Source organism: Proteiniphilum sp. (assembly GCF_034927365.1).
GTDB lineage: Bacteria > Bacteroidota > Bacteroidia > Bacteroidales > Dysgonomonadaceae > Proteiniphilum.
Window position 1 is genome coordinate 92,547 of sequence record NZ_JAYFQD010000015.1, and the last position, 25,888, is coordinate 118,434.

At 43.2% G+C, this 25,888-nt stretch carries 17 protein-coding genes; 7 read left to right on the plus strand and 10 right to left on the minus strand.

Translation table 11 applies throughout. The annotated features are described in order from the left end of the window. Window positions 1-3 precede the first annotated feature (3 nt). Genes VB073_RS11920 through VB073_RS11930 form a run of 3 tightly spaced genes read right to left on the minus strand, consistent with a single transcriptional unit; the run spans window position 4 to window position 8,436 of the window. Window positions 4-2,298: an alpha-L-rhamnosidase C-terminal domain-containing protein gene (locus tag VB073_RS11920; RefSeq protein ID WP_323404405.1), complete on the minus strand. Its 2,295-nt coding sequence runs from the start codon at window positions 2,296-2,298 to the stop codon at window positions 4-6. A gap of 19 nt (window positions 2,299-2,317) precedes the next feature. Next, complete coding sequence (locus VB073_RS11925; protein ID WP_416349538.1) at window positions 2,318-4,339, minus strand: beta-L-arabinofuranosidase domain-containing protein; 2,022 nt, start codon at window positions 4,337-4,339, stop codon at window positions 2,318-2,320. Window positions 4,340-4,386: 47 nt separating this feature from the next. Continuing rightward, entirely contained in the window at window positions 4,387-8,436 is a 4,050-nt protein-coding gene (locus VB073_RS11930; protein ID WP_323404406.1) for a glycosyl hydrolase, read from the minus strand. Between the two features lie 196 nt (window positions 8,437-8,632). On the opposite strand from VB073_RS11930, the gene rlmN reads away from it, so the two are divergent. The 3 genes from rlmN (at window position 8,633) to pdxA (ending at window position 11,885) form a co-directional block, all read left to right on the plus strand. After that, window positions 8,633-9,658, plus strand: coding sequence for a 23S rRNA (adenine(2503)-C(2))-methyltransferase RlmN (gene rlmN, locus VB073_RS11935; RefSeq protein ID WP_323404407.1), 1,026 nt, complete (start codon window positions 8,633-8,635; stop codon window positions 9,656-9,658). Window positions 9,659-9,750: 92 nt separating this feature from the next. Continuing rightward, window positions 9,751-10,740 (plus strand): DUF4837 family protein, encoded by a 990-nt coding sequence (locus tag VB073_RS11940; protein ID WP_323404408.1) that lies wholly within the window; start codon window positions 9,751-9,753, stop codon window positions 10,738-10,740. Window positions 10,741-10,787: 47 nt separating this feature from the next. Beyond that, on the plus strand, window positions 10,788-11,885 hold the full coding sequence (pdxA, locus tag VB073_RS11945; RefSeq protein ID WP_323404409.1) for a 4-hydroxythreonine-4-phosphate dehydrogenase PdxA: 1,098 nt from the start codon (window positions 10,788-10,790) through the stop codon (window positions 11,883-11,885). 27 nt (window positions 11,886-11,912) lie between these two features. Here the strand turns inward: pdxA and VB073_RS11950 are convergent, their stop codons facing one another. Next, window positions 11,913-13,121 carry a hypothetical protein gene (locus VB073_RS11950; protein ID WP_323404410.1) on the minus strand — a complete coding sequence of 403 codons (1,209 nt, stop codon included), beginning with the start codon at window positions 13,119-13,121 and terminating at the stop codon, window positions 11,913-11,915. Continuing rightward, entirely contained in the window at window positions 13,108-14,451 is a 1,344-nt protein-coding gene (locus VB073_RS11955) for a DUF4270 family protein (protein ID WP_323404411.1), read from the minus strand. Before VB073_RS11955 ends, VB073_RS11950 begins: the two co-directional genes overlap by 14 nt. Before the next feature lie 371 nt (window positions 14,452-14,822). On the opposite strand from VB073_RS11955, the gene VB073_RS11960 reads away from it, so the two are divergent. The 4 genes from VB073_RS11960 (at window position 14,823) to VB073_RS11975 (ending at window position 18,118) form a co-directional block, all read left to right on the plus strand. Then, on the plus strand, window positions 14,823-15,851 hold the full coding sequence (locus tag VB073_RS11960; RefSeq protein WP_323404412.1) for a Kelch repeat-containing protein: 1,029 nt from the start codon (window positions 14,823-14,825) through the stop codon (window positions 15,849-15,851). Next, window positions 15,844-16,176: a DUF4907 domain-containing protein gene (locus VB073_RS11965; protein WP_323404413.1), complete on the plus strand. Its 333-nt coding sequence runs from the start codon at window positions 15,844-15,846 to the stop codon at window positions 16,174-16,176. The genes VB073_RS11960 and VB073_RS11965 overlap by 8 nt, the downstream gene beginning before the upstream one ends. Window positions 16,177-16,539: 363 nt before the next feature. Continuing rightward, window positions 16,540-17,316, plus strand: a complete 777-nt coding sequence (locus VB073_RS11970) for a histidine kinase (protein WP_323404414.1) — start codon at window positions 16,540-16,542, stop codon at window positions 17,314-17,316. Between the two features lie 22 nt (window positions 17,317-17,338). Next, the gene (locus tag VB073_RS11975; protein WP_323404415.1) at window positions 17,339-18,118 is read left to right on the plus strand and encodes a LytTR family DNA-binding domain-containing protein; all 780 of its coding nucleotides are present in this window, start codon (window positions 17,339-17,341) and stop codon (window positions 18,116-18,118) included. 45 nt (window positions 18,119-18,163) lie between these two features. On the opposite strand, the gene VB073_RS11980 is transcribed toward VB073_RS11975, so the two are convergent. The 5 genes from VB073_RS11980 to ilvD form a co-directional block, all read right to left on the minus strand. Further along, complete coding sequence (locus VB073_RS11980) at window positions 18,164-20,038, minus strand: glycoside hydrolase family 2 protein (protein ID WP_323404416.1); 1,875 nt, start codon at window positions 20,036-20,038, stop codon at window positions 18,164-18,166. 186 nt (window positions 20,039-20,224) lie between these two features. Next, a complete protein-coding gene (gene ilvC, locus VB073_RS11985) occupies window positions 20,225-21,271 on the minus strand; it encodes a ketol-acid reductoisomerase (RefSeq protein ID WP_323404417.1) in 1,047 nt (348 codons plus the stop codon). Window positions 21,272-21,424: 153 nt separating this feature from the next. Further along, entirely contained in the window at window positions 21,425-22,009 is a 585-nt protein-coding gene (ilvN, locus tag VB073_RS11990; RefSeq protein WP_323404418.1) for an acetolactate synthase small subunit, read from the minus strand. Window positions 22,010-22,117: 108 nt separating this feature from the next. Beyond that, entirely contained in the window at window positions 22,118-23,842 is a 1,725-nt protein-coding gene (gene ilvB, locus VB073_RS11995) for a biosynthetic-type acetolactate synthase large subunit (protein ID WP_323404419.1), read from the minus strand. 45 nt (window positions 23,843-23,887) lie between these two features. Beyond that, a complete protein-coding gene (gene ilvD, locus VB073_RS12000) occupies window positions 23,888-25,729 on the minus strand; it encodes a dihydroxy-acid dehydratase (RefSeq protein ID WP_323404420.1) in 1,842 nt (613 codons plus the stop codon). Window positions 25,730-25,888 lie beyond the last annotated feature (159 nt).

Genomic DNA, 25,888 nt, shown 5'->3' on the forward strand with positions numbered 1-25,888 from the left:
CATCTACCTTACCACCGAAAATTCACTGATTCGCAGAGCAGTGCTGTCGTCCTTTGGGATCTCAATAATCCAACTACCTGGCTGTAAAATCATAATAGAACTCCTATTATCTTGTTTTACTGAGTTAAGGTATATTTCTTCTATTTTGAAATGATCGGGTAATTCTACACAGGCTTTGGTATCTTTAGGCACAGTTATTTTCATTTTATACATATTTTCATTTTGTACCTCTATTTCAATATTTCCCTGTTTCGTTGGGACAGTGGCCGAAACATTTTTTAAATTTCCCAATCGTGGTTTTACTCTAAAAGTTTTATACCCTGGTTCAATAGGTACTATACCCGCCACATATTGCATCAACAAAGTTAAAGGTCCTCCACTCCACCCGTGATTCCTCGAAGAATTAGGAAAATACCATCCTTCCGGCAAGGTACTAAACGTAGATTCAACCATTTTTCCATATCTTTTTTTCATGCGTTCCAATGCCTTCCCTTCTTCACCAACATGAAAAAGGGCTTCTATCACAAATTTCTCCATATATGGGCTCGCATGACACTCTTGTTCCAGAACCTGTGCTATAGCTTTCCATTTATCCCTGTCAGCAATACCTGAGAGAATAGCCAAAGCATTTCCCCGATCATCCGTAGCCCCTTTATGTTGTGAAGACCTGTATGCAGTTCCATTCCAGAACAACCGATTGAAGTTATGATTAATACTTTCCATCCGTTTGTGATACTCTACTGTATCTTTGCTATGTCCGGCAAGCACCGCCATCTTTGATGCAGATTCCAAAGCCGAATAATACCAGGCGTTGTCAAGTAAAGGGAAATCAATATTATTTCCCCAATCTCCCCAGTTCCACTTTCCATCTCTATGCTCCACTAATCCATCTTCTCCCAGTTTCCATAAGAACAAATACTTTTTTATGGCAGGATACGCTCTAATTAATGTTTGTTTATCTCCTGTAAATAAATAATAGTACCCTAAACTTAATTGACCAATTGCAGCAAGACTTTGTAATGGGAGTTCCCGGTAAGGACCAAACATCAACGGCGGATGAGGTCCCGGTATAGGAGAATACAAAATTCCTTCTTCTGTTTGCCAATTCATTAATTCCGATATGGCTTTTTGAGTAAGCTTATAAACATCGGGAGAAAAAGCATAATAAGTTTGCATGGATTGCACAACGACATCACCCCACCACATTGCCCTTTCTCTTGTCGGGCAATCCATAAAGTTATCACGCATATTCACATATACCGTACGTCGAGCTTTCTGCCAGAGTATATTATAAAAATCATCATCACAAACAAAACTACCTTCAAATTCTGTTTCATAACCACTTTCTCTGTACTTTAAAGATATGATCTCTATTTCAGGCGAAAAACAATACAAAACTTCTTCACCACTCATCCATCCAGGGGATTCAAACTCCTGTATACCTTCTTTTGTGATGTATTCAGCCCGTACATTATAAGCTCCACCGTCTGTATAACAATCGGTTAATATGTCAACCTTTAAACCCGCCTTCGCTTTGATTTTAAAGTAAGGAGTTATTTGGGCATTGTAAGGTAATTTCATTTTTAGTATGTTTCCCATTGAAATTCTGGAAAAGCCATTCAAATAATCTTTTAAACCATAATCTTTCCACTGAGGAATGGGACGGACAACCAAATTACCCCAATAACCATGTGGCGGTGTACTTATGACAGAAGCAAATTTCCAGCCAGTGTCATCATAATATTCTTCATACCATTCCCCAATTTCTTTTCTTGCATCATAAACAATATTGAATTCAGACAAAGGCCTATAAGGTTGCGGGCCATAACACTCGTTATTAAATGCTGAATTCCGCGTAACCTTCCAGGAACTATCACTTATAATATTTTGCTTACCTGCTCCGGCTTCAAAATAAAGACCACCATGTCCGCTTCCGTTATGACCATGCCCTTCTTTCCCCCAGTACCAAACAAGAATAGCAATCGTATTTTCTCCTTTTTTCAGATGATACGACAGATTTATAGTATCTGCGTAAGTATCAACCGGATTAGGTGTACGTTTTAGACCGCCTTCACGAATAACCAGTTCTCCATTGATCCATAACCAATACTTTGAATCAACAGCGATAGTCGCCAATACATCTTCAGTCTGGCTGTCTAAGATGATTTTTTTGCGAAAGGCCAACCATGTATTAGATTCACAAGTCGAGTCCCATATCCAATAGCCATTATATTGTGCATGAGACAAACAGGAATAAAAAAGGAGACCGATAAATAGAAAAAATTTCTTTTTGTACATATTCTTCACAACCTCTATTTTACCTCACCACCGGAAATTCACTGATTCGCAGCGTAGTGCAACCGTAAGGTATTAAAGTAATCTCTTCTTCGGGCGCATCGCTCTGATTGACAGAGTAAGGCAATGGCCCGGACATTTCGTTGTATAACTGCCAGAATTTAATTTCTTTCGCCTTTACCTTAATTTGTATAGGGGCATTTTCCTTATTCCAGAAATAGTTTTCCTGTTGCTTTTCGGGATGCACGGTTACCTTGAAATGCTCTTTCATATCTTCATACCGATAATTGAGAATACCATAATTCCATTTTGTGGGGGAATTTACCTCATAGTAATAAGCCCCGTAACGAGATCTTTCCTCTTCCGGAAATTCTTTCTTTTCCCAATTTTCTTCCATTTCCAAAGCGTATACCAACGGCCCACGCTCTACGGCTATCGAGTTTTCATGCCAACGGCTTGTTTTCACCTCCATCGGTAATTGTAATTCTACCTTGTCTCCGGTTTTCCAGGTGCGATGTACTATAGCCACTTCACTCCCTCTTTTTGTTTCCACCTTCTCGCCGTTGATGGAAATCGATGCTTCCTGACACCAGCCGGGAATACGCAGGTACAATGGGAAATCGACCTGTTTCTGTTTCTTGTCTTTGATTTCGATACTGAAAGATATTTGATCATCTACCGGATAAGCAGTGTTTTCAGTGATAGTCACGGTTACACCACTGCCTACTTTGGCCGTTACTTCGGAAGGAGAATAAACAAAAGCAGCCAGACCATTATCGGGAGTGGCATACCACAGGTTCTGGGTAAACTTGGGCCATCCCTGGTGCATATTCGAGAAGCAACAGGGATATCCTGTCAGTGCGCCAAAGCAGATATCGGTTCCCGCATGGTTATGATCTTCATAAAAGTTATGGAAATGACGGGTAATCATCACCTGATTGGCCTGTTGGAAATATTGCTTGTCCATAAAATCATCGGTCACCTGCGTAGGCAAAGCATTGAATGCGATCCGTTCCAGATGGTCGGCAAAAGCAATATCACCGGTGATCTCCATCATCTTCTCCAACGAGAACATCAATTCAACGGCAGAACAGAGTTCCGACCCCTGTGTCGGATTCTTGCCATGGAGACCTTCATCTCCGCCATACATTCCCTGCGGTTGGCCGTGATACTTATTGATATCTGCCAATCCTTTTTTCACTGCTTCCAGGTATTTCTTATCGGGATCCTGCTGATAATATATCACCGGTTCCTTGAGTCCCTGTGCCAGATTCACGCAATGGATGGTATTAAACCGGGTGAGATCATCCCGATGCATGAACATATCCACAAAACTATAACTCTGCTTGTGCAGGAGTTCGCCTAACTCCAGCAGAAAGGGTTCTCCCGTAATATTATACAACCAGTGGACCGCCTGCAGATTATCGCATGCGCGAAACTCCGCCCAGAAGGTCCAGTTTCCCAGCGGCTTTTCGGGAAGGGTCTTCAACTGGTAACGAAAATAATTGGTCATAAGAGAGATAACACGAGTATCTCCCGTTGCACTATAATATTGTTGTAATATCTTCAAAACCACCATCCGGGGCCACCAGTCGGCAGAGTTATCCCGTTGCAATCCGGGTTCATAAGGATAATCCTTCGCCGGACCAAAATATCCGTCCCCACGCTGACTGTGCAATGCCCATTCCACCCAGGGTTGCACTTTTTCCTTCAACGCTTTATCGTCAAGGATATACGCCAACGGTAACAATCCGTCGATCCAGTAAGGACCTCTTTCCCACTGGTCGCCATCGCCGCCCAGCCATCCGTTACGCGGACCCATCACTTCAGGATACAATCGATCCATTTGTCCGGTAGCCCCTTTTTGTTGACGTTGCAACATCTCCAAGAGCCACCCTTTGGCCCTGATACTTCCTAACGGGAGTTCGATATAGGGTTTTCGCACCAAAGGATAACGGTTATTCGGATAAAGTTCGCCGGCATTACTTTCAGCACAGACAAAAAGAATGGATACAACTAAAACAAAGATCTTACAACGCATCATTTTATTTTTATATAACTATCAAAAACACAAATATAGTGAGAAGTAAATTATTTTTCACCCCAAACCTGAAGTTTTACAGGTCCCAACAGGCCGGTTTCCCTTAGAGGGGAATCCTTTCCCGGGCCACTGATCGTCCAGGTCTTTCGATTTTCTTCGGGTTGTCCGGCATCATACACAAGTCGGTTAAACCAGGTACTGGTCACGTCTATTTTGATGGTATTCTTTCCGGATTTCACGAAACCGGTGATGTCAACTTTATAGGGAGAAGCCCAGAGCGGTTGTAATTCTTTACCATTTACAGAAACCACAGCGATCATATCCACTCGCCCCAGATCGAGAATATATCTTTTCCCGGGATGCAATTTATCAATGTTGAATGTAGTACTATAATTGACCGTACCGGAAAATGCTTTGGCCTCATCGGAGATATCCAGTTCCTTCCATGGTTTTAAGTCCGTCAGTTTCAACGAGGCCGGGGCTCCCCATCCGGACGGAAACCGGAGTATCCAGGGATCAGATAGTGAATAACCGGCAATCATTTCCCCTTTCTCTCGCCCAACAGATTCAGAATTAACATCATCCTTCCTGAATACGACAAAGCATGCGCCGGCTTTAGGCAACTCTATTTCTACTGATGTTCTGTCGCCATTACGTTTACCCGGTACTGAGACTATATTTCCGGTAACCGGATCCCATAACTCAACAATCCCAACCGACCGGAAATCGAGTGAGCCGGAAAATCCCCTTCCTTTTGGCGCTGAGATGAAATACCAATCAGCCCCTTCAATTTGACGATGTAACCATAAAGCATCCCCTCCCACTACATCGGGTGTTATTTTTAGTGCCGCTAATGCATCGGCAAGTGCTAACCCTGAAACAACCGATCCTTTTCCTACAGCACGTATTCCTTTTGTTTGCCGTTCTCCCCATAAACTCTTTATTGCCGCATCGAAACGCTTTTGAGCGGCTTGACTGTCAGTAAGCGTAGCCGGCCCTTGGGGGGCATCTCCCACCACAATGGCTCCATCGTTCACCAATGCATAAATTCTCTCGAGGGTTTCCGGCAACATACGGGCGATATCGGGCAGCCACAACACCTTATAGCTGATCCCTTCAGGAGTTACCAGCAATCCGTCCCGTACCGAAAGCCTATGCAACAAGATATCGGGATTACAGTAATCATACCTGAAACCCTTCGGAAAGGGGGCATTCTGATTCGGTTTATGATTCAATTCATCTCCAAGATACCATAAGACATCCGATACAGGCTGTCCCCGCTCGAGAAGGTAGCTGCACCTGGCCAGGTAATCCGTAAAAAAAGGCATATATTTCCACCATGTCTGCCCGCGCAGGAAAGGGGTACCGATTCCGGTACCGAAAGCTGTTCCCGGTGGCAGGAATGGTTCCTGTGGGTTATGGGTATAGGTGTGAAATACAAGATGTGTCACACCATCAACACTATTGATATTGGCGACTTCCTTCAGCATTTCCAAATGTTCATCCCATGTCAGGTCGAAAGAGGTAAAGGCCTCTGCAGCGAGGCGCGGCTTACCATACAGACGTGCAGCAGAGGCAGCCGGTTTGACCGGTTTAAAATTATTCGATCCCACGAAACCATCCATAAGGGGTTGCCAAAATTCACACATGGGAACATCCGCATATTTAAAATATTCCATAATATCGGCGGGGAAGACATCTCCCGCCGCTGTTTCATAGGTGATATATAAACCATTATCATGCGCCAATTTAGCCATACGTCCATAAAAATTATTAGTAAAAAGGCTATTAATGGTTCTGCGCCAGTCCAATAAAAAACGCTTCGAAGTTTCGTGATCGTCAATCACGTATCCAAATATCGCCGGAAGCCATTTTCTGAGAGAATAGTTGGCCTGTCCTTCAAATTCTTTCTCCATGTCAGGAGTCCAGGTTTGCGTATAGCACTCCCAACTGTCAAGAAGTATTCCGTTCAATAGACCATCGGCAAGCGGTCCATTCTCTGCAGAGAGTCGCCCGATATAACCGGCAAATTGGGCATCAGCGCCCGAGGTGGAAAGTTTGTTGCACTCCCATCCGGTACCTTCCGGAGGAGCCGGACTATTACGCCTTCCCGTATTCATGTGACCGATACGAAGGATCGTCCATTTACCCGAAGGAGCTTTCCAGTTCAGATATCCCTGCTCATCCATACTATCCGATATATCAATAATCTGATCAGAAGAGACAAAAGCATCCGTCGTCTGGACAGGCGATTCACCGGCACGCACGATGCTACGCAACGTCCATCCCGCTTCGGATTCCCAGCTATTTTTACGTGCTGCGGAAAATAAGCGAAGCGATGAGAGGCTCATCGGGTATTTATTGACGATGGAAAACCTGTACCTGTTCACATCCGGCAGTTCCGAACAGGCAAGTGTGATGGGACGATTATCCTGTGAATTGGCCTGCGGCATTTCCACTTGCAGGATATCCCTGACATCCCCATTTGGCAAAACGGCTTCTATCCGGACATTTACTCCCGGCTCATAACATTGGTGATGATTAAAGCTATTGATACTGGGGAATTCAACGGAACGGAGCATGACGGGGTCTGAAAAAGTAACCTCTATCCAATTCGGGTTTTCTTGCGTTGCCGGCGAAAACCGGACAGGCCCTTTCGCGTTACCAGTAAAAAAATCTTCCGCTGCAATTTCGGCATTACTTTTCACCTCGATTGGTATAAGCGGCTCTCCAGTATCGCCCAACGGGGTCGGGAAAGCCAGCACCATGATGTCCTTATAATCCAACCACTCTTCATTCCCGGTCCTGGAGGCGCTATACAACTCAGGCAAGGGACGAGGGACAGGGAGTATGTACTGAGCTACTGTCCCCCCTTCCACGTCTGTGCGGCTCCACGCAAGATGGCGCATCGCATTGGACGGCTCGATCCAGGGTCCTCCGGAAGTGGCCCAGCCCGGACAATTTTGCATTACAAAACGCAATCCCAGGCGACGACACTCCTGTGCCGTATGTTTCACCGCATCATCCCATTTTGGGCTTAGACTGGTGATCTGCGGTTCCACCCCCGGCCACGGTCCACCAAATTGTCCGTGAAAAAGCTGGATCCCTGAAATCCCAGCATCAGCGATCGCTTCTAAATCCTTTGTAATACCTTCCTTTGACACATTTCCTCCGATATAGTGAAACCATGTTTCAGGGTAGTAGATTTTTGCAGGTGTTAAGAATGCCTCCCTGTCATCATCCCCAAAAGGTCGATAGAGTTCAGGAATAGAAGGTAAAGTGATAAAACCCATATCCTTCATCCATGAAATGACCCTGTCCGGCCATTCATTCACGGCATGGCCCGTATTTCTCAATCCGTATCCATGACCGCCCGAAGGATATAAATGCATGGCTACGGGCACCTTGGCTTGTTTCAGTGCATAGTAATAAAACAGGCTACTGTCGATAAAGCTGTTGTCGTCCTGCGTCTGGATAAGGATAGTGGGAGGCGTATCTGAGTCGACCTTTAATTCCGGAGATATGGAAAAATTCTCTCCGGATAGGTAGGCAGGATAGACAAGGACACAGAAATCAGGACGGAGGCTCACATCATCATAAGCATCGATTTTAGGATAGGTTCGTTCCCTGTATGCGGTACTTGCCATCGCAGAGAGATGTGCTCCAGCAGAAAAGCCCATCACGCCAATCTTGCGGGGATCGATATTCCATTCACGGGCATGGGAACGTGTATAAGCGATGGCACGCTGCAGGTCCTGCAAGGGAGCTTCATGCTTTGCCAACCCTTCCCGGCGCGGCACACGGTATTTCACCAATACACAATTGACACCGAAACTGTTGAGCCGCAGGCATATCTCCGTTCCCTCCAGATTATATGCCAGGATATTATAACCACCGCCTGGGTTCACAATAACCGTAGCACCGGTATTGTTGTTGGCAGGTGCAGGATAGAAAGTAAGTGTAGGTTCGCTCACGTTACTGACACGAAGCACAGGGTAACCGGCTACTTTATTACCACTCAGGTCATCTTCCTGCTCCATCTTCCGGGACTCACCCGGGGCACCATCTGGAAACAACAGGATCGGATTATGTTGAGCCATTGTACTTATGGTCATTATTGAAAATAAAAAAATTGAGAAAATTATCTGTTTCATCTCCGTCTTACATGATTGCGTTTCATCGCAAAGATAGGATTTTTTTGAGTCCTACGGCTAAACAAATTCATTTTGTATTACGATGATAGAAGAAAAACGGCCGTTTGGTGCTATCTTTGTAGTCTAAATACAATTGCAGCAAATGGATCAAAAACAATATCTTCTGGGGATGACACTTGCCGAGATCACCGAAAACGTGACGCAACTGGGTTTGCCCAAATTCACAGGCAAGCAGATTGCCGACTGGATATATGCGAAACGTGTAAAAAGCATCGATGAGATGACTAACATCTCGCTGAAGAATCGGGAAATGCTCTCGGAAAAATTTGATATTGGTAGATCGGAGCCTTTAGATATACAGACCTCAGTTGACGGCACCCGCAAGATGCTGTTCAGGACTTACAGCGGAAAATTTATCGAGACAGTGACTATTCCTGAAGAGGATCGACTCACCATCTGTGTCTCCTCCCAGGTGGGATGCAGGATGAATTGCGACTTCTGCATGACGGGGAAACAGGGGTTGCACGACAACCTTACCACCACCGAAATTCTGAACCAGGTCTACTCGGTACCCGACTCACAAGAGATTACCAACCTTGTATTCATGGGAATGGGAGAACCGCTGGACAATTACAAGAATGTTAAAAAAGCGTCGGAGCTGCTTCAGGCTGAGTATGGACTGGGTTGGAGCCCCCGACGTATCACACTCTCCACCATCGGGCTGACATCGAACCTGAAACGGTTCCTCGATGAAAGTAAATGCCATCTGGCCGTCAGCCTTCACAACCCGATCCCGGAAGAACGGCTCGCTATCATGCCCATCGAGAAATCGGCGCCTTCGGCTTCGGTCATTGAGATGCTGCGTGAGTATGACTGGAGTCACCAGCGAAGGCTCTCGTTCGAATACATTATGTTCGACGGAGTAAATGACACCCTACTTTACGCACGCGAACTGACCAAATTGCTCGCCGGACTGGATTGCCGTATCAACCTGATCCGGTTCCACGTGATCCCGATGAGTAACCTGAAACCCTCTACCAACGAGAACATGGTTAAATTCCGCGATTTTCTTACCGCCAAAGGGTTCATCTGTACCATCCGTGCTTCGAGGGGAGAGGATATCTTCGCCGCCTGCGGCATGCTGTCGACGGCGAAACTGGTAAAATAGCCATCATTCTATCAGCAAGTTTAACGATTATTTTCACCGGGGCACTCTTATTTCATACAAATAATCGTATATTTGTTCGTTAAAAAATAAGTATGAAACGATATCCCGTTTTGCCCCTTGTTTTTGGATTTATCCTGCTGTTTGCATCTTGTGATAGCGGAGCCGGTTTTTTTACCGCCACAGGAGCATCCAACGAGGTGATGGTGATAATGGACAAGACAGATTGGGATGGTATTGCGGGAAGGACTCTTTTTGACGTACTCAACTCCAATGCGAAGGCGCTACCACAACCGGAGCCCAACTTCAGGATATTACAACTTACACCGGAGAATTTCAGTGGTACTTTTAAGATGGCGAGGAACATAATCGTTCCGGAAATATCAAATATATACAGCTACCCGAAACTCTCTTCGGAGCTCGATAAATATGCCGTAGGACAGGTAATCATGCATATCCATGCCTCCGATACGGCCGCTTTCGTGGAATTCGTCAGAGAAAACAGGGAGGAGATAGTGGATTATTTTGTCACAAAGGAACTGCAACGCAATGTAGTACTCCTGAAGAATCAGACAAAAGAACCGTTATCACGTGTAAAGCAGATCTTTGACATCAACATCCATGTTCCGAGGGGATTAACGACTGTCACTGAACATGAGAATTTTTATTGGGCAACCAACAATGCTGCGCGTGGACGCCAGGACGTTGTAATATACCAATTTCCCTACAGAACGGAAAACGTTTTCGAAAAGGATTCTCTCATCACTACTCGCAATAAGGTGTTAGGCCAATATATCAGGGGATCATTCGATTCAGAAATGACAACCACCTCTGCCTATTCTCCCGATTACCGGACGATGGTGGCTGACAGCCTTTTCAGGGCAGAACTGCGTGGTCTCTGGGAGATGACTTCCGATATGATGGGAGGTCCCTTCGTGATGCATGCGTTCGTCAACAAGAACACCGGCATGGTAGTTGTTGCGGAAGTATTCGTCTATGCCCCGGAAATGAACAAAAGAAATCTTCTGAGAAATCTGGAATCCACACTATATACCATTAGTGTTCCGACAAAAGAAGAATCGTAAGATGATAAATATTTAAAGTTACATAAGTTTTTAATCAACATATATACATGTCAGAATTAATCAAGGTGGGTATCACGCATGGTGATGTGAACGGCGTAGGGTACGAGATACTGATGAAAGCCTTCTCCGACACCAGAATATTAGAGTTATTCCACCCAATCGTATACGGATCATCCAAATCGGCGTCTTATCACCGCAAGGTGCTTCAGAATGACACCGTAAACTTTCATATTATCTCTAAAGTTGAAGAATCCCATTCAGGGAAAGTTAACCTTGTCAATTGTGTCAGGGAGGAGACTAAGATAGAGCTTGGCTCTCCAAGTCCCGAAGCAGGTGAAGCGGCCTATACGGCATTGGATGTTGCCTGCCGTGATCTGGCCAATGGCAAGATCGACCTTTTAGTCACCCTACCTATCAACAAAGACTCTATCCAGAACGAACGGTTCCATTTCCCCGGACATACCGAATTTCTGGAGGAACGTTTTGCCTCGAATGGAGAAAAGGCTTTGATGATTATGGCTACCGAAACGATGCGCGTAGCATTGGCTACAGCCCACGTTCCCCTTGCCGAAGTGTCGTCGAAACTATCCAAGGAACTGATCATGGAGAAATTGAAGACACTCGACCGGACGCTCAAACGCGATTTCAGGGTAGAGAATCCGCGTATTGCAGTGTTGGGTTTGAATCCTCATGCCGGTGAAAACGGATTGCTGGGTAAAGAGGAAGCCGAAATCATTGCTCCCGCGGTGAAAGAGGCGCAAGACCAGTGGATCCTCTGTGCCGGCCCTTTCCCCGCCGATGGATTCTTCGGTTCCGGACGTTTCAAGGAATTCGACGCCATCCTGGCTATGTATCATGATCAGGGACTGATCCCTTTCAAGACGCTCGCCATGGATTCGGGGGTCAATTTTACCGCCGGGCTCCCCATCGTTCGCACCTCACCCGATCATGGTACGGCTTACGATATCGCAGGTAAAGACCTGGCATCCGACGAGTCGTTCCGTCAGGCGATCTATATGGGGATTGACATCTTCAGGAACAGGCAGGCTTATGATGAGGCCCGCAAAAATCCACTCAAGAAGATGTTCTTCGACCGAGGCAAGGATGACGAGAAACTCGATCTTACCCATGAGGAGGAGATATAACAATAGGTATTAACTTAACGAATATCTTTATTCAAACCTTCTAATATTAAACCATTCATCAATAATCGAGCAATTTAATGTGACCATTAAATAAGATTCTCTTATGTAACTTGATGGTGCAGATAAAGAATTGCCGTATTCAAGTGAAATATTTAATAAATTCCAATATACAGGCAAACTGTATCCGGCAGATACAGAATAGTTATAAGCATCCTTTCCTCCTATGTGTATATAAGATTTAGAAAAAGAGCCTCCGACTTGTATTTGTCCTGAAGTTCTGAATTTATAATATCGATTACCTTTAGGAGTATAACCAAGACCGGCATTCAGACTATATGAATCTACTATTTTAGCGCTACTGATTCCGGACTCAAGGCCTTTCCATTTCTGATACTCGAAGTCCATCCCCCAAATAATCTTTTTCGTGCCACTGGAAAAACCCAGTCCGAACGTTTCCGGGATAAATTGATCTGTTAATCTGCCGTTTTGTTCCTGAATTATTTCGCGCCCACTATTATATATTATCATTTTATTTTTCATCGAAATATTTTGTTTATATCCATAGGTTGCTCCAACCGTCACTCCTTTTTTATGATATTGAAGCCCAAATGTATTATAGAATTGAGAAACTCTAGACTCTTTTTCAAAAAGATACTCTGACTGATTTTCAGTTTGTTTCAATGTACCTCTTATATATTTTGTATTGACCCCTATAGATAGGTAATCTGTTATTTTAATTCCATTCGACAGATATAATTGATACAATCCTCCGCTCCCTTCGAGATATACTGATTTTGTATTTATGGATCCTTCGATAGGCTCTTCACTATATATTTGATAACCCGTATCACTAAAAGGTTTTATCCCTAAAGAGATTCCCCACCCAGGTAACATTCTGAATCCCAATGCGATTTTTTTCATATTTGCATTAAATGCATTGTCTTGCTTTCCCTTTCCTGTAAAATACGATTGTCTACCTGCCACCGACAAATCATATATGAATCTTAAACTATCCAACTTCGTAATACCAGCCGGATTTATTACATTCAAATAATCAAAATCTCTTACTCCTATTCCGATATTAGACATTCCTGCTGTTCTTCCGTAATCTCTGTTCTCAATTTCTCCCAACCCAAGCATCGAGTAAGGTGAATAAGTTGCCTGGGCCTGAATATTCAAACCAAAACAGATTGGAGTTAATATTATTACAAATATCTTTTTTCTAATCTCTATCATAAATTACAACTTGTATAATTAATTTAATTCTGTTCTCCTCATTTGAAAACGATGAATCGCCCAATACTAAACTTTTTAAGGTGTTGTTCTTGTCGGTGTCATCTAAAAATAATTGTAATGAGGATTTGTACATCCCGATCATTCCTAACTCATATTGCAGATAACTTGTTACATCAAATACATAATATGTGTTTTTATTATAAACTTTATCCTCGACCAGGGTTCCGGATTGCACAGTTGTTGTACTGGGATCAACGTATATATCTATTGCCTTGCCGTTCTCATCCAGATAATTCAATGAAAGATTTGTCGGCAGAGGAGTAAAATCGTCATATGTCCCTAATACCGGGTACACATATAGGATTGCTGAAGAAATGATTATATGCTTTCCCAGTTTTAGAATTTCATTTAGATCTGGGAAACTAAGTTTTGTATATAAACCGGTCAACCCCTGTAAATATACCTTATGATCGGTTTCAGCGGACGGTAAAGAATTGTTATAGCCCAACGGATATAATAATGTCTCGCTTCTGTCGGTTTCAATTTGAGAAAAGGCAGTAGTTGAATTAACAGTCATATCCAATTTTCTTTCTTCAGTAGTGATACCCTCTATAGTGGTGTAATAAATTCTTATAATCGGATATTCATTATTAATCACAAAACTGTTGACGGCAGCATTATCATCTACACCGGGAGAAAGCTTTATCCCTTTGAAATAAGTTCGGAAATTATCATAGGTTTTTAGCAAATCAGACTGGGTTTTCATAAGATTAACCAACTCTAATCCGAATTCATCCGGCAGTCTCAGTTCCAATAAAGTATCGTTTTCCCAATGTTCTGCAGGCCTGTGGAATTTATAAGTCACCCAGGGATCTTCCCCGACAGGAACAGATGAAGTGGTATACAATTGATTTCTACCATCTAATTCAATGATTTGCTGAAGTTTGTAAATATTCATTGTCTGAATTTGAGTTGTATCTCCGTAACTAAAATTATCATATCTCAGAATCAACGTAATCGAATCAAATATAACTGTGGTAATGGCATCAGGAGCAAATTCCGACAAACTATAAGAGGGAGGGTTAAAGTCGAAATAGGAATGGGCCGTAATCACTCCAAAGTCTGGGGAGTGATACCTACCCTCAAAAATTCTCGACAATCCTGTTGTTACGGATGAATCGCCCAAATGACTTTCCAACTCAACCGTACAATCTTCTATAATCATATTCCTTCCTTTCACTGAAACGAGATTATCTCCCACGGAAAAATGATCGCTGATGCAGGATGCAAAAAAGAGAAAGCATAATAAGAAGCAGGATGCAAATTTCATACAACATTATTTATTTAATGATTTATCGACTTTTGATCAGAACTACCTTATCGGTATATCACTCATCGATTTTATGTTCGTTTCATAAATGTATTTTAGTTGACTCAACAAAGAAATATGAAGGAAATATGATTGAAAAATATAATCGATGACCTGAATAGGTTCATCTTTGAGTCATTCCTTATGTTCTATAAATACGATTTTTGTGAGGAATCATCAGTTGAAAGTCAATTGGCGATGTTTTTTGGGCGTTCATCGTAATTCAAACGACATTCGTCGATATTTTTTTTTCAGGAAAGAGAGCTTGTATACTTTTGTCCATACTTGAAGAAAACAAAGGAGTAGTAAAATATTAATTAATCCATATTATTATGAATGATCGAATCAAACTATTAGTAATCCTTTTTCTTGGTTTATGCAGTCTATTCTGTTTTCTCTCCTGCTCTGATGATGACGATGATGATTTGGTGGGTAACTGGATCAGACGTTCGGATTTCGGAGGGCCGGTCAGGGGATTTGCGTCTTGCTTCGTAATAGACCGAAAAGCATATGTAGTAGGAGGCTATACTACCAGAAGCCAAAGATTAAATGACATTTGGGAGTATAATATTGATCAGGGCTATTGGACACAGAAAGCTGATTTTCCCGGACCCGCGCGGAGTTCTGCCTTTGTATTTGCATCTGAAGATAAAGGTTATTATGGTACCGGAACCGATGGTATCAATTATCATAGCGATTTCTGGGAATTTGATCCGGTCAATAATCAATGGACACAAAAAGCCGATTTTCCAGGCGGTGCCCGTTATGGTGTTACTGCATTTTATCTGAAAGGCATTGGCTATGTAGGTACCGGTTTTAGCACCAATTATTATATGGATTTTTATAAATACAGCCCCCAGACAGATACATGGGAAACCGGAGTGAGTATACAAGGGACAAAACGGGGCAATGCTACCAGTTTTGTTATAAACAATAAAGCATATGTGGTGGGAGGTATAAATAATGCTACCTATCCTACTGATTTTTGGATGTTCGATCCCGACACTCAAACATGGGAACAAAAAGCTCATATAGGTGATAAAACTGATTCCGATTTCGATGACGATTATACGACCATTGCACGTTTAAATACTGTTTCTTTTGTCATTAACGGATTGGGATATTTATCAACAGGTGAAACCGGTAGTCTTAACAGCTACACCTGGGAATATAATCCTACTACCGACAGATGGACCCAAAGAACATCTTTTGAAGGATCAGCCCGCACCGGAGCTGTTGGCTTTTCGATCGATAACAGGGGGTTTGTCTTAACGGGTGTAGGGTCTACAACATCAACCTCTCTTTATTTTGATGATATGTGGGAATTTAAACCGAGAGATGAATATAGTGAGTATGATTAAAAGAGTATCAATAATTATATTATCTGTAATCGCAGTTACTTTACTGATATATTTCTCACTTCCCTTTTCAATCAAAAATGAAAGTAGTGACATTTATAAGGTAGAAACATTTAAATCAGGAAATGGCTGGGGATATCAAATAAGCAAGAATGACAAAGTGATCATATTGCAACCATATATACCTTGTATTACAGGAGGTAAGCCTTTCCCGGATAAAAAATCAGCCCTCGACATTGGTGAAATTGTTGTCTCAAAAATAAGAAACGGAGGAGACCCATCCATTACGGTTGAAGAACTCAGTGAAAAAATCAATATATCTGATTAGCGATATATAATCACAATCTACAATTCACTTTAGATTTAAACTAACTATTTGATGTATAAAAAATTAATACGAATATTATTACACATTCTTATCTGGGTTGTTATTCTCCTGATCATAACATCAATGTCTTCACATCCGGACAATACATTTTCTTTGATAAGAAGCCTTCCCTTTATCATTATATATTTGTATTTAGTATGTTTCTTTTACGTGAATGCCAATTATTTATTCGTCACATTAATCTTCAATAAAAAGTATATACTCTATAGCCTCATAATAGCGATAATCCTTGTGTTATACATCTATTTTCATCATTATGTCTTTTCTCTTTTTTTTCAATTTGATTTTTTTCATAATCCGGAAATGTATCCAAAAGGACCTCCTCCTTTTGAAATCCCACCCTTTACACCGGAAAGGAGAAGAATAATTCACAGCAGGCGGATTATTCTCCCTCTGACCCAATTTTTACTATTCTGGATGCTTAGTTCATGTTATAGGCTAACAGATGAATGGATATCACTCAACAAAAGAAATAAAGAAATAGAAGCTGAAAAAACCATCATTGAACTTGCTTATTTAAAAGCCCAGATCAATCCTCATTTCATTCTCAATACGCTAAATACGATTTATTCATTAGTCCTTAAGGAAAGCGATAAAGCACTGGATGCCATACTACTATATTCACAGGTAATTCGCTATATATTTGACAAAATAGATACAAATCTTGTCACTTTACAAGAAGAAATCGACTATATCATTAATTATATTGATCTGCAAAGTTTACGGTTTACGGATACTTTAAATATCGAATTTAATGTGGAAGGTAATACAGAGGGGCACATGATTGCTCCTCTTACATTCATCTCATTCATTGAAAACAGCTTTCAGTATGGGATAAGTAATCATTACCAGTCTACCATATCTATCCATATCAAAGCAGAAGAGAATAGCATACATTTCACGACAAAAAATAAAAAATACAAGAAGATTGATTTTCAACATATCGGAAAAAATATCGGAATAAAGAATACGAAAAGGAAATTAAACCTCATCTATCCTGATAAACACAAACTGTTTATAAAGGAAACAAATGATTCTTTCTACCTCGATTTAATCATCTTTGATACTTCGTGTAAATAGAAATAATATAATAGATACGATAATGAGAAAAATAAACTGTGTTATTATTGATGATGAACCTCCCGCTTCGGATATTTTAAAATACTACATAGATAAGACTCCGAATTTTGAAGTAACCGAAATATATTATGATCCGATAAAGGCTTTAGAGGGGTTAAGGACTAAAAAAGTTGATGTGATCTTTTGTGATGTAGAGATGCCTGATATTAACGGACTTCAGCTACTGGAGTCTCTCTGTTTAAACCAGAATAAAAATGCCCTGGTAGTTATAATCTCGGCCCATACCAAATATGCAATAGACGGATTCAATATCAATGCTATCGACTATTTGTTGAAACCCGTGCCTTTTGCCAGATACCTTAAAACGACACAAAAAATACTCGACTATATAAAAGAGAAGGGTTCGAAAGATATAGATACGGATATGAAAGATCATGTACCATCCATCGAATCAGCAAAGGACTATATCTTCATAAAATCAAAAGGGAAATTACTTAAAATAAACTATACTGATATTATTTATATTGAAGCAATAGGTGATTATATAAAAATTCATCACGAAAATTCCAAGCCCATCGTAATCATGGATAGTCTGAAAAATTTGGAAAAAACATTGCCCAATGACTTTTTCAAAAGAATACACCGCTCCTATATAGTGTCAGTATCGCGAATAAAAGCCATAGAATATAAAAGGGTCATCATCGCAGAAAATTTATCCTTACCGATAAGCAACTCTTATTACAATACCTTATACGATAGCCTGGTTTCAAACCATATCGTTAAATCAGTGAATGACAGATAGAGTATCAGAATAATTCGATGAATCTTGCAATAATAGTAACCGCAATTATTGTGGATAGGTACGTGATTCCGACAGGGTATTGCCATTATCATTCAGCTTTTTTGCCGTTTTCAACAAAGCCTCATTGATAGCCTTTACTTTGTCGAATTCCATTTTTTCAACCTGACGGTCATAGGTAACAAGACCGTTGATCTCGTGTTCCACATCGGTAGTTTGAGTGTAAATGGCTGCACTTACCCCCCGATAGACCATCATTTGCTCTACATCAAAAATCAACTTGACATAAGTGTCGGACAGGTTTTCTTTATTGATTAGTATCTCGTATGCATTGTTTCTTACCGGCCACATGTGATCCCGCACATAAAGTCCTTTGCCGCCGAATTCACCTATAGAAGCAGCACGGCGATCGTCAGGAGCAGGAGTATGCGATTCATTAATTTGTCCATAGTTATGTAAATCGTTAAAATCACCGTTACCCGGATCACCATAAGCCGGTCGGTATCCTGGGGCATAGTTATAACCGGAGTTCCCATTCACCAATCGGGAAGGATCATACTTTTTTATCCAGTCCGTGATATCGGTAACTTCGAAAGCACCCCAATTCTCATTGAATGGTACCCACATCACAATGGATGGTGAATTGATATGTTGATCGATCATCTCCTTCAATTCTTCGCGGAACTGCTTCCTTAAGGCTACCGAATCGGGAAGATCGGGTTCCCAGAGATTGGGCATATCCTGCCATACAAGCACCCCAAGACGATCACAATGATAATACCAACGTTGCGGCTCCACTTTAATGTGTTTACGTATCACGTTGAAACCTGTTCTTTGAGCCAGCTCGATATCGTAGAGCAAAGCCTCATCCGAGGGAGCAGTGAATACGCCATCGGGCCAGTAACCCTGATCGAGAAGGCCGAGATGGAATTGGAACTCACCATTAAGCAGTGTACGGGTTACTCCTCCCACTTTCCCAAGTTCTATTGAGCGCATTCCAAAGTAGCTTTTTACCACATCTACTACCTGTCCGCGTTTGTTGCGCAGTTCCAGTTTCAAGTCATACAGGAAAGGATCTTTCGGAGACCAAAGTCTTGGATTTGGAATAGGTATATAGAATTTTTCGCTTGCTGTTCCTTCTACCCTGGCTACTTGTGAACCGTCGGCCATAGCTGTGGCGGTTACTTTAAGTCCACTCATGGTTGTCGACACTGTTACTTCCAACCGGTTGTTGTTAATATCGGGAATAAGTTTTATGCCGGAAATGTATTCTTTTTCCACAGGTTCCATCCATACCGTCTGCCATATTCCGGAAGAGAAAGTGTAATCGCCGCGAGGTCCATTCTTACCTGATGGAGCAAGTCCGTCATTAGGATCGTACGCACCTACCACAAGAGTATTGATCCCCGGTCTCAGATAATCGGTAATATCAAACGAGAAACTTCCGTATCCACCTTTGTGTGTACCCACCTTCCGGTCATTGATAAAAATAGCGGCAATCCGATCCACCGCACCAAAATGCAGCAGGATACGTTTATCCTTCCATTGAGCAGGCAGAGTTACGGAACGTCTGTACCACAAATTCACTTCGTCCTTTCGCGCAATGCCCGAAAGCTCTGCTTCGGGAGCAAAGGGCACCCATATTTTTTCGGGATTTGCAGGGAATTTTGGAGTCATAATAGCTGATACGGGATCTGCCTTGTCTTTTCCTCCCATATAGTCCCATTTACCATTGAGATTAAGCCACTCGGTACGTTCCATTTGCGGACGAGGGTATTCCGGCAAAGGGACTTCAGCCCTCAACGCATCTTCTGTCCACGGGGTAGGTAGTGTAAAACCTTTTAGGTTTTGCGCCTCTACACTCAATACTTCTCCAAATGAAATAAGGCTATAGATAAAAAAAATGATCAGATTCTGTTTCATATATTGAAAATTTAGAGTCAAGACTTTTAGACACAAGATGCAAGACATATTCTTGATTTATGAAACAAAATTAGCTATAAATCCTGATCCTTGCAATTTGAATTACTCCCTAAAATAAAAAAGAGCCCGGTATTCATCGGGCTCTAACTTTTAGGGTTACTGCATCTATGATCAGCTTCGTAGCAATCAATTGTTTTCCGGACGCAATTTTCTTACAACTGCACCGGTCTGCCACATTTCGCTCTCACGAAGGGCTTTGAGTTCCTCTTCCAGTTTTTCCCGGTAATCAACCTGGGAATTGCTGTCGATGGAACGTTGTGCTTCATTGCCACAAGCTACTTCTTTATAGAGTTTTTCGAATACCGGCTTGGTAGCGTCGTGGAACGGTCCCATCCAGTCGAGAGCTCCGCGCTGCGCAGTAGTTGAACAGTTGGCATACATCCAGTCCATACCCTTTTCTGCGAACAAGGGCATTAACGACTGGGTAAGTTCTTCTACGGTTTCGTTGAACGCTTCGGAAGGGGTATGTCCGTTTTCACGCAATACTTCGTATTGTGCTAACAATAAACCCTGGATAGCCCCCATCAGCGTACCACGTTCACCCGTCAGGTCGGAATACACTTCACGTTTGAAGTCGGTTTCGAAAAGATAACCTGAACCCACACCAATACCGAGGGCGATAGCACGATCGTGTGCCCTTCCGGTTGCATCCTGATAAACGGCATAACTGGAATTCAATCCACGTCCTTCCAGGAACATCTTGCGGAGGCTTGTGCCGGATCCTTTGGGTGCGACTAAGATCACATCCACATCGGCGGAAGGAATGATACCGGTACGTTCTTTATAGGTAATACCGAATCCATGTGAAAAATAGAGCGCCTTACCGGGAGTCAGGTGTTTTTTCACCGTCGGCCACAAAGCAATCTGTGCAGCATCAGACAACAGGTATTGAATGATAGTTCCCCGTTGACAAGCCTCTTCAATATCGAAGAGCGTTTCGCCGGGAACCCATCCATCGGCTACCGCCTTATCCCAGGTTTTACTCTCTTTCCGTTGCCCTATGATCACGTTAAAACCATTATCACGCAGGTTGAGGGATTGTCCGGGACCTTGCACACCATAACCGATCACCGCAATTGTTTCATCTTTCAATACCTCCCGTGCTTTCTCCAGGGGAAACTCGTCGCGGGTAACGACATTCTCTTCAACCCCGCCAAAATTCATTCTTGCCATTTTTGTTAGACTATTAGAGTCAAGAATCAAGATTTTTAGACTTTTAGAACCAAGATTTTTAGACTCAAGACTTTAAATTCCGAATCTAAATTTCTCAATCCTACATCTTACATCCTAAATCCCTGACTGTTTGTTTATAATTAATTTCCTGTTTCATTGATTTTGTACTGCACTCTCAGGTTGAGCAATCCCGTTTCTCTGCTGTTCCCATTTAGCCAGCATATCACTCAGGCGTTCCACCTTCGATTTGGTGATGGCGATCCTTCCTGAACGAACGAACTGCAACACACCAATGGAGTCGGCCAGTTCTTCGAACAGATTCTGAGTCTCTTCATAATGGCCTGCCTTCAGGAATACCACGCAGTCTTTATTGACTTCCAGTATCCTGATATTGTATTTTCTTACCAGATACTCTATAGAACCATGTTCCATTACCTTATCGGTGGAAAGTTTATAGAGAGCCAACTCCTGATGTACCAGATCTTCATCGGTGTTGAAATAAGCCTTCAGGATATCTACCCGTTTATCGATCAGCCGTACCAGTTTTTTCATTACCTCATCATCTTCTGAAAAAGTAGTAATGGTAAACTTGTGGATTCCTCTGATAGCAGAAGGAGAAACCGACAATGTCTCGATATTGAGTTGTCTGCGGGTAAAGATCGTAGTGATCTGATTGAGCACACCTACCGTATTTTCTGAGAAAATAGTGATGGTATATAATTTTTTATTCCCGTCCATGCTAATTATTTATTAGTCTGATTTTCTATCGTAATCCGGCATTCTACATACAAATTTGATGTTGTCCGCGTTTCCAAGAAAATCACTTTTAATTTTTCACTTTTAACTTTATAAAGAGTGTCCGTTCCCGAGAAGAATATTCGTAATAGTCCCTCCGGCAGGTACCATCGGGTAAACCATACCTTTGGTTTCTACAAGCACTTCGAGCAGGTAAGCTCCTTTGTGAGCGAGCATCTCCTGTATAGCACTATCGAGTTCTGTGCGTTCTGTCACTTTCCTTCCCTTGATATTATAGGCATCGGCAATTTTTATAAAATCAGGATTTTTCAGGTGGGTCTCCGAATAGCGTTCATCAAAGAAAAGTTCCTGCCATTGGCGCACCATCCCAAGGAAATTATTGTTCAGCAGGATGATCTTCACATCGATGCCGTACTCCATGATGGTTCCGAATTCCTGGATCGTCATCTGCAGTCCACCGTCGCCCACGAAGATACAAACTGTTCTGTCGGGTGCACCATATTTAGCGCCAATTCCTGCAGGCAGTCCGAATCCCATCGTACCCAATCCGCCTGACGTAACCATACTCCGTGTTTGATTGTACTTGAAATAGCGGGTAGCCATCATCTGGTGTTGCCCTACGTCCGTCACACAGATCGCCCTGTTCCGGGTGGCTTCGGTGACCTTGTTAACCACCTCGCCCATCTTTATAGCTCCTCCGTTCTGGGGATAAAGTTCATTTTTGATGATACAATCGTATTCCTTCTGTTCATAGGGTTTGAACTCCTCGATCCACTCCGGATAAGATTTCTTTTCGATCAGCGCGGTCACCATCGGTAGTGTCTGTTTGGCGTCACCCAATACCTTTACCGTGGTCTTCACGTTCTTATCCATCTCTGCCAGATCGATATCGAAATGGATCACCTTTGCCTGCTTTGCGTAGGTCTTCAGATCACCCGTCACCCGGTCGTCGAACCGCATCCCGATAGCGATCAGGACATCACACTCATTGGTCTTCATATTGGGAGCCACGTTGCCGTGCATCCCGAGCATACCCTGATTCAGAGGATGATCGGATGGTATGGCAGAGAGTCCCAGGATAGTAGATGCAAAGGGGATACCACTCTTTTCCAAGAAAGTACGTAACTCTTCTTCGGCTTTCCCCAGGACTACCCCTTGTCCTACCAGTGCAAATGGCTTTTTAGCACTGTTGATGATCTCGGCAGCCATCTTTATCTTATCGTCTTCCACTTCCGGTTGCGGGTGATAACTCCTTAAAAAAGTAGTCTTTTGGTAAGAATAGTCGCATTTAAGTACCTGAGCATCTTTGGCGATATCAAGTACTACCGGTCCGGGGCGACCGCTCGAAGCGATATAGAATGCCCTGGATACTGCCCATGCGATATCTTCCGCACGCCTTATCTGGTAAGCCCATTTGGTGATGGGTTGGGTAACACCAATCACGTCGGCCTCCTGAAAAGCATCGGAACCGAGCAGGGTGGAATTCACCTGTCCCGAAATCACCACTAACGGAGTGCTGTCCATCATTGCATCGGTGATGCCGGTGATCGCATTGGTTGCTCCCGGACCGGATGTAACGAGGGCCACACCCACTTTTTCCGAGACTCTTGCATATCCTTGCGCTGCATGGAGCGCTCCCTGTTCATGTCGCACCAGTATGTGCCTGATCTCATGCTTATGATCATACAGGGCGTCAAATACCGGCATGATAGCGCCACCCGGATAGCCGAATATGGTATCTACACCTTCGGCAAGCAGTGAGCGAATAAGTATTTCACTCCCTGGAATGGTTTCCGTTTGATTATTTTTGTCCATATTCTCTTCTCTTTAAACTTGAACCTAAAATTGTAACTCTTTTTCTTAAATGATTCTTACCGCTCCGAGGTCGGCCGAGCTCACAAAAGCGGCATACGCTTTCAAGGCTTTCGAGATGACTCTGTCGCGTTGGGGTTTGAAGGCATTTTCACCTTCAGCCTCTTCCAACCTTCTTCTTTTCAGCAATTCCTCGTCAGAAATTTTCAGGTTGATAGAACGGGCGGGAATATCGATCTCGATGACATCCCCGTCTTGTACCAGTCCGATACTACCGCCTGCAGCGGCTTCGGGCGAGATGTGGCCAATGGAAAGTCCCGAGGTACCACCCGAAAAACGTCCATCCGTAATCAGGGCGCACTCTGTGCCAAGATGTCTGGCTTTGATATAGGATGTGGGATAGAGCATCTCCTGCATACCGGGACCACCTTTGGGCCCTTCATACACGATCACTACCACATCGCCTGCCTGCACGTCGCCGTTAAGGATACCCGTACAAGCATCATCCTGTGAATGAAATACTTTGGCTGTGCCGCTGAATTTCCAGATACTCTCGTCCACCCCGGCTGTTTTCACCACGCAGCCTTTCTCGGCTATATTTCCTTTCAGGATAGCCAGCCCACCATCTTTGGTGTAAGCATGTTCAACGCTACGGATACAACCGTTCTCCCGGTCGGTATCCAGTTCCCTGAACTGTGCATTCTGCGAAGCCATCACAATATTGTATCGGTTACCGGGAGCGGATGAGTAGATTCTGCGTGCCTCATCACCCGGATTTCCGTCGGTTATATCATATGCTGCCAATGCTTCTGCCAGGGTACGTCCATCGGCACGGTATACCGAGGTATTTACCAGTCCGGCTTTGGCCAGTTCATTCATAATCCCCATGATGCCGCCTGCACGGTTCACATCCTGGATATGGTATTTTTTGGAGTTAGGCGCCACCTTACAAATGCAAGGTACACGACGCGACAGGGCATCGATATCATCCAAAGTGAAGTCGATCTCCCCTTCATGGGCAATAGCCAGCGTGTGAAGGATGGTGTTGGTAGAGCCACCCATGGCGATATCGAGAGTCATGGCATTGAGGAAAGATTCGCGCGTAGCAATATTCCTCGGCAACACCGTATCGTCGCCTTCCGAGTAATATCTGTAAGCATTTTCTACGATCTGGTGGGCAGCATCGATAAAAAGCTGTTTGCGGTTGACATGCGTCGCCAGGATGGTGCCGTTGCCAGGCAGTGCCAATCCGATCGCCTCGTTGAGGCAGTTCATGGAATTGGCGGTGAACATGCCGGAGCAGGATCCGCAAGTGGGACAAGCCAACTGTTCAAGTTCGGCAACCCGCTCATCGGAAACCGATTCATCGGCCGATTCGATCATGGCATCGATCAGGTCGACCTGTTCGTCGCCTACCTTACCGGCTTCCATTGGTCCTCCCGAGACAAATATAGCCGGAATATTCAAACGCATGGCAGCTATCAACATTCCCGGTGTGATTTTGTCGCAGTTACTGATGCAGATCATCGCATCAGCCTTATGGGCATTGACCATATACTCTACCGAGTCGGCAATCAGATCACGTGATGGGAGAGAATAAAGCATACCGTCGTGTCCCATGGCGATCCCATCGTCTACGGCGATAGTATTGAACTCGGCAGCAAAGCATCCCAGCTTTTCAATCTCAGCCTTCACCATCTGACCAATCCCATGCAGATGTGTATGGCCGGGTACGAACTGAGTGAAGGAATTGACGATCGCGATGATCGGTTTTCCCATCTGTTCACGTGTCATCCCGTTGGCATGCCAAAGTGCGCGTGCACCTGCCATACGTCGCCCCTGCGTACTGGTCGCACTGCGTAAATCGGAGCTATTTATATTTTTGTTCATTTCTTTAGAATCAAGCGCCAAGAACCAAGATTCAAGACTTTAAGATTTTAGATTTAGAAATTATGATTTGATCTTTCACAAACTCCCTTTCTCCTCATCCCAGCCTTCTACTCTCTCCAGTCTATCATTGGCACATTGGCATATTAATCACATTGGTAC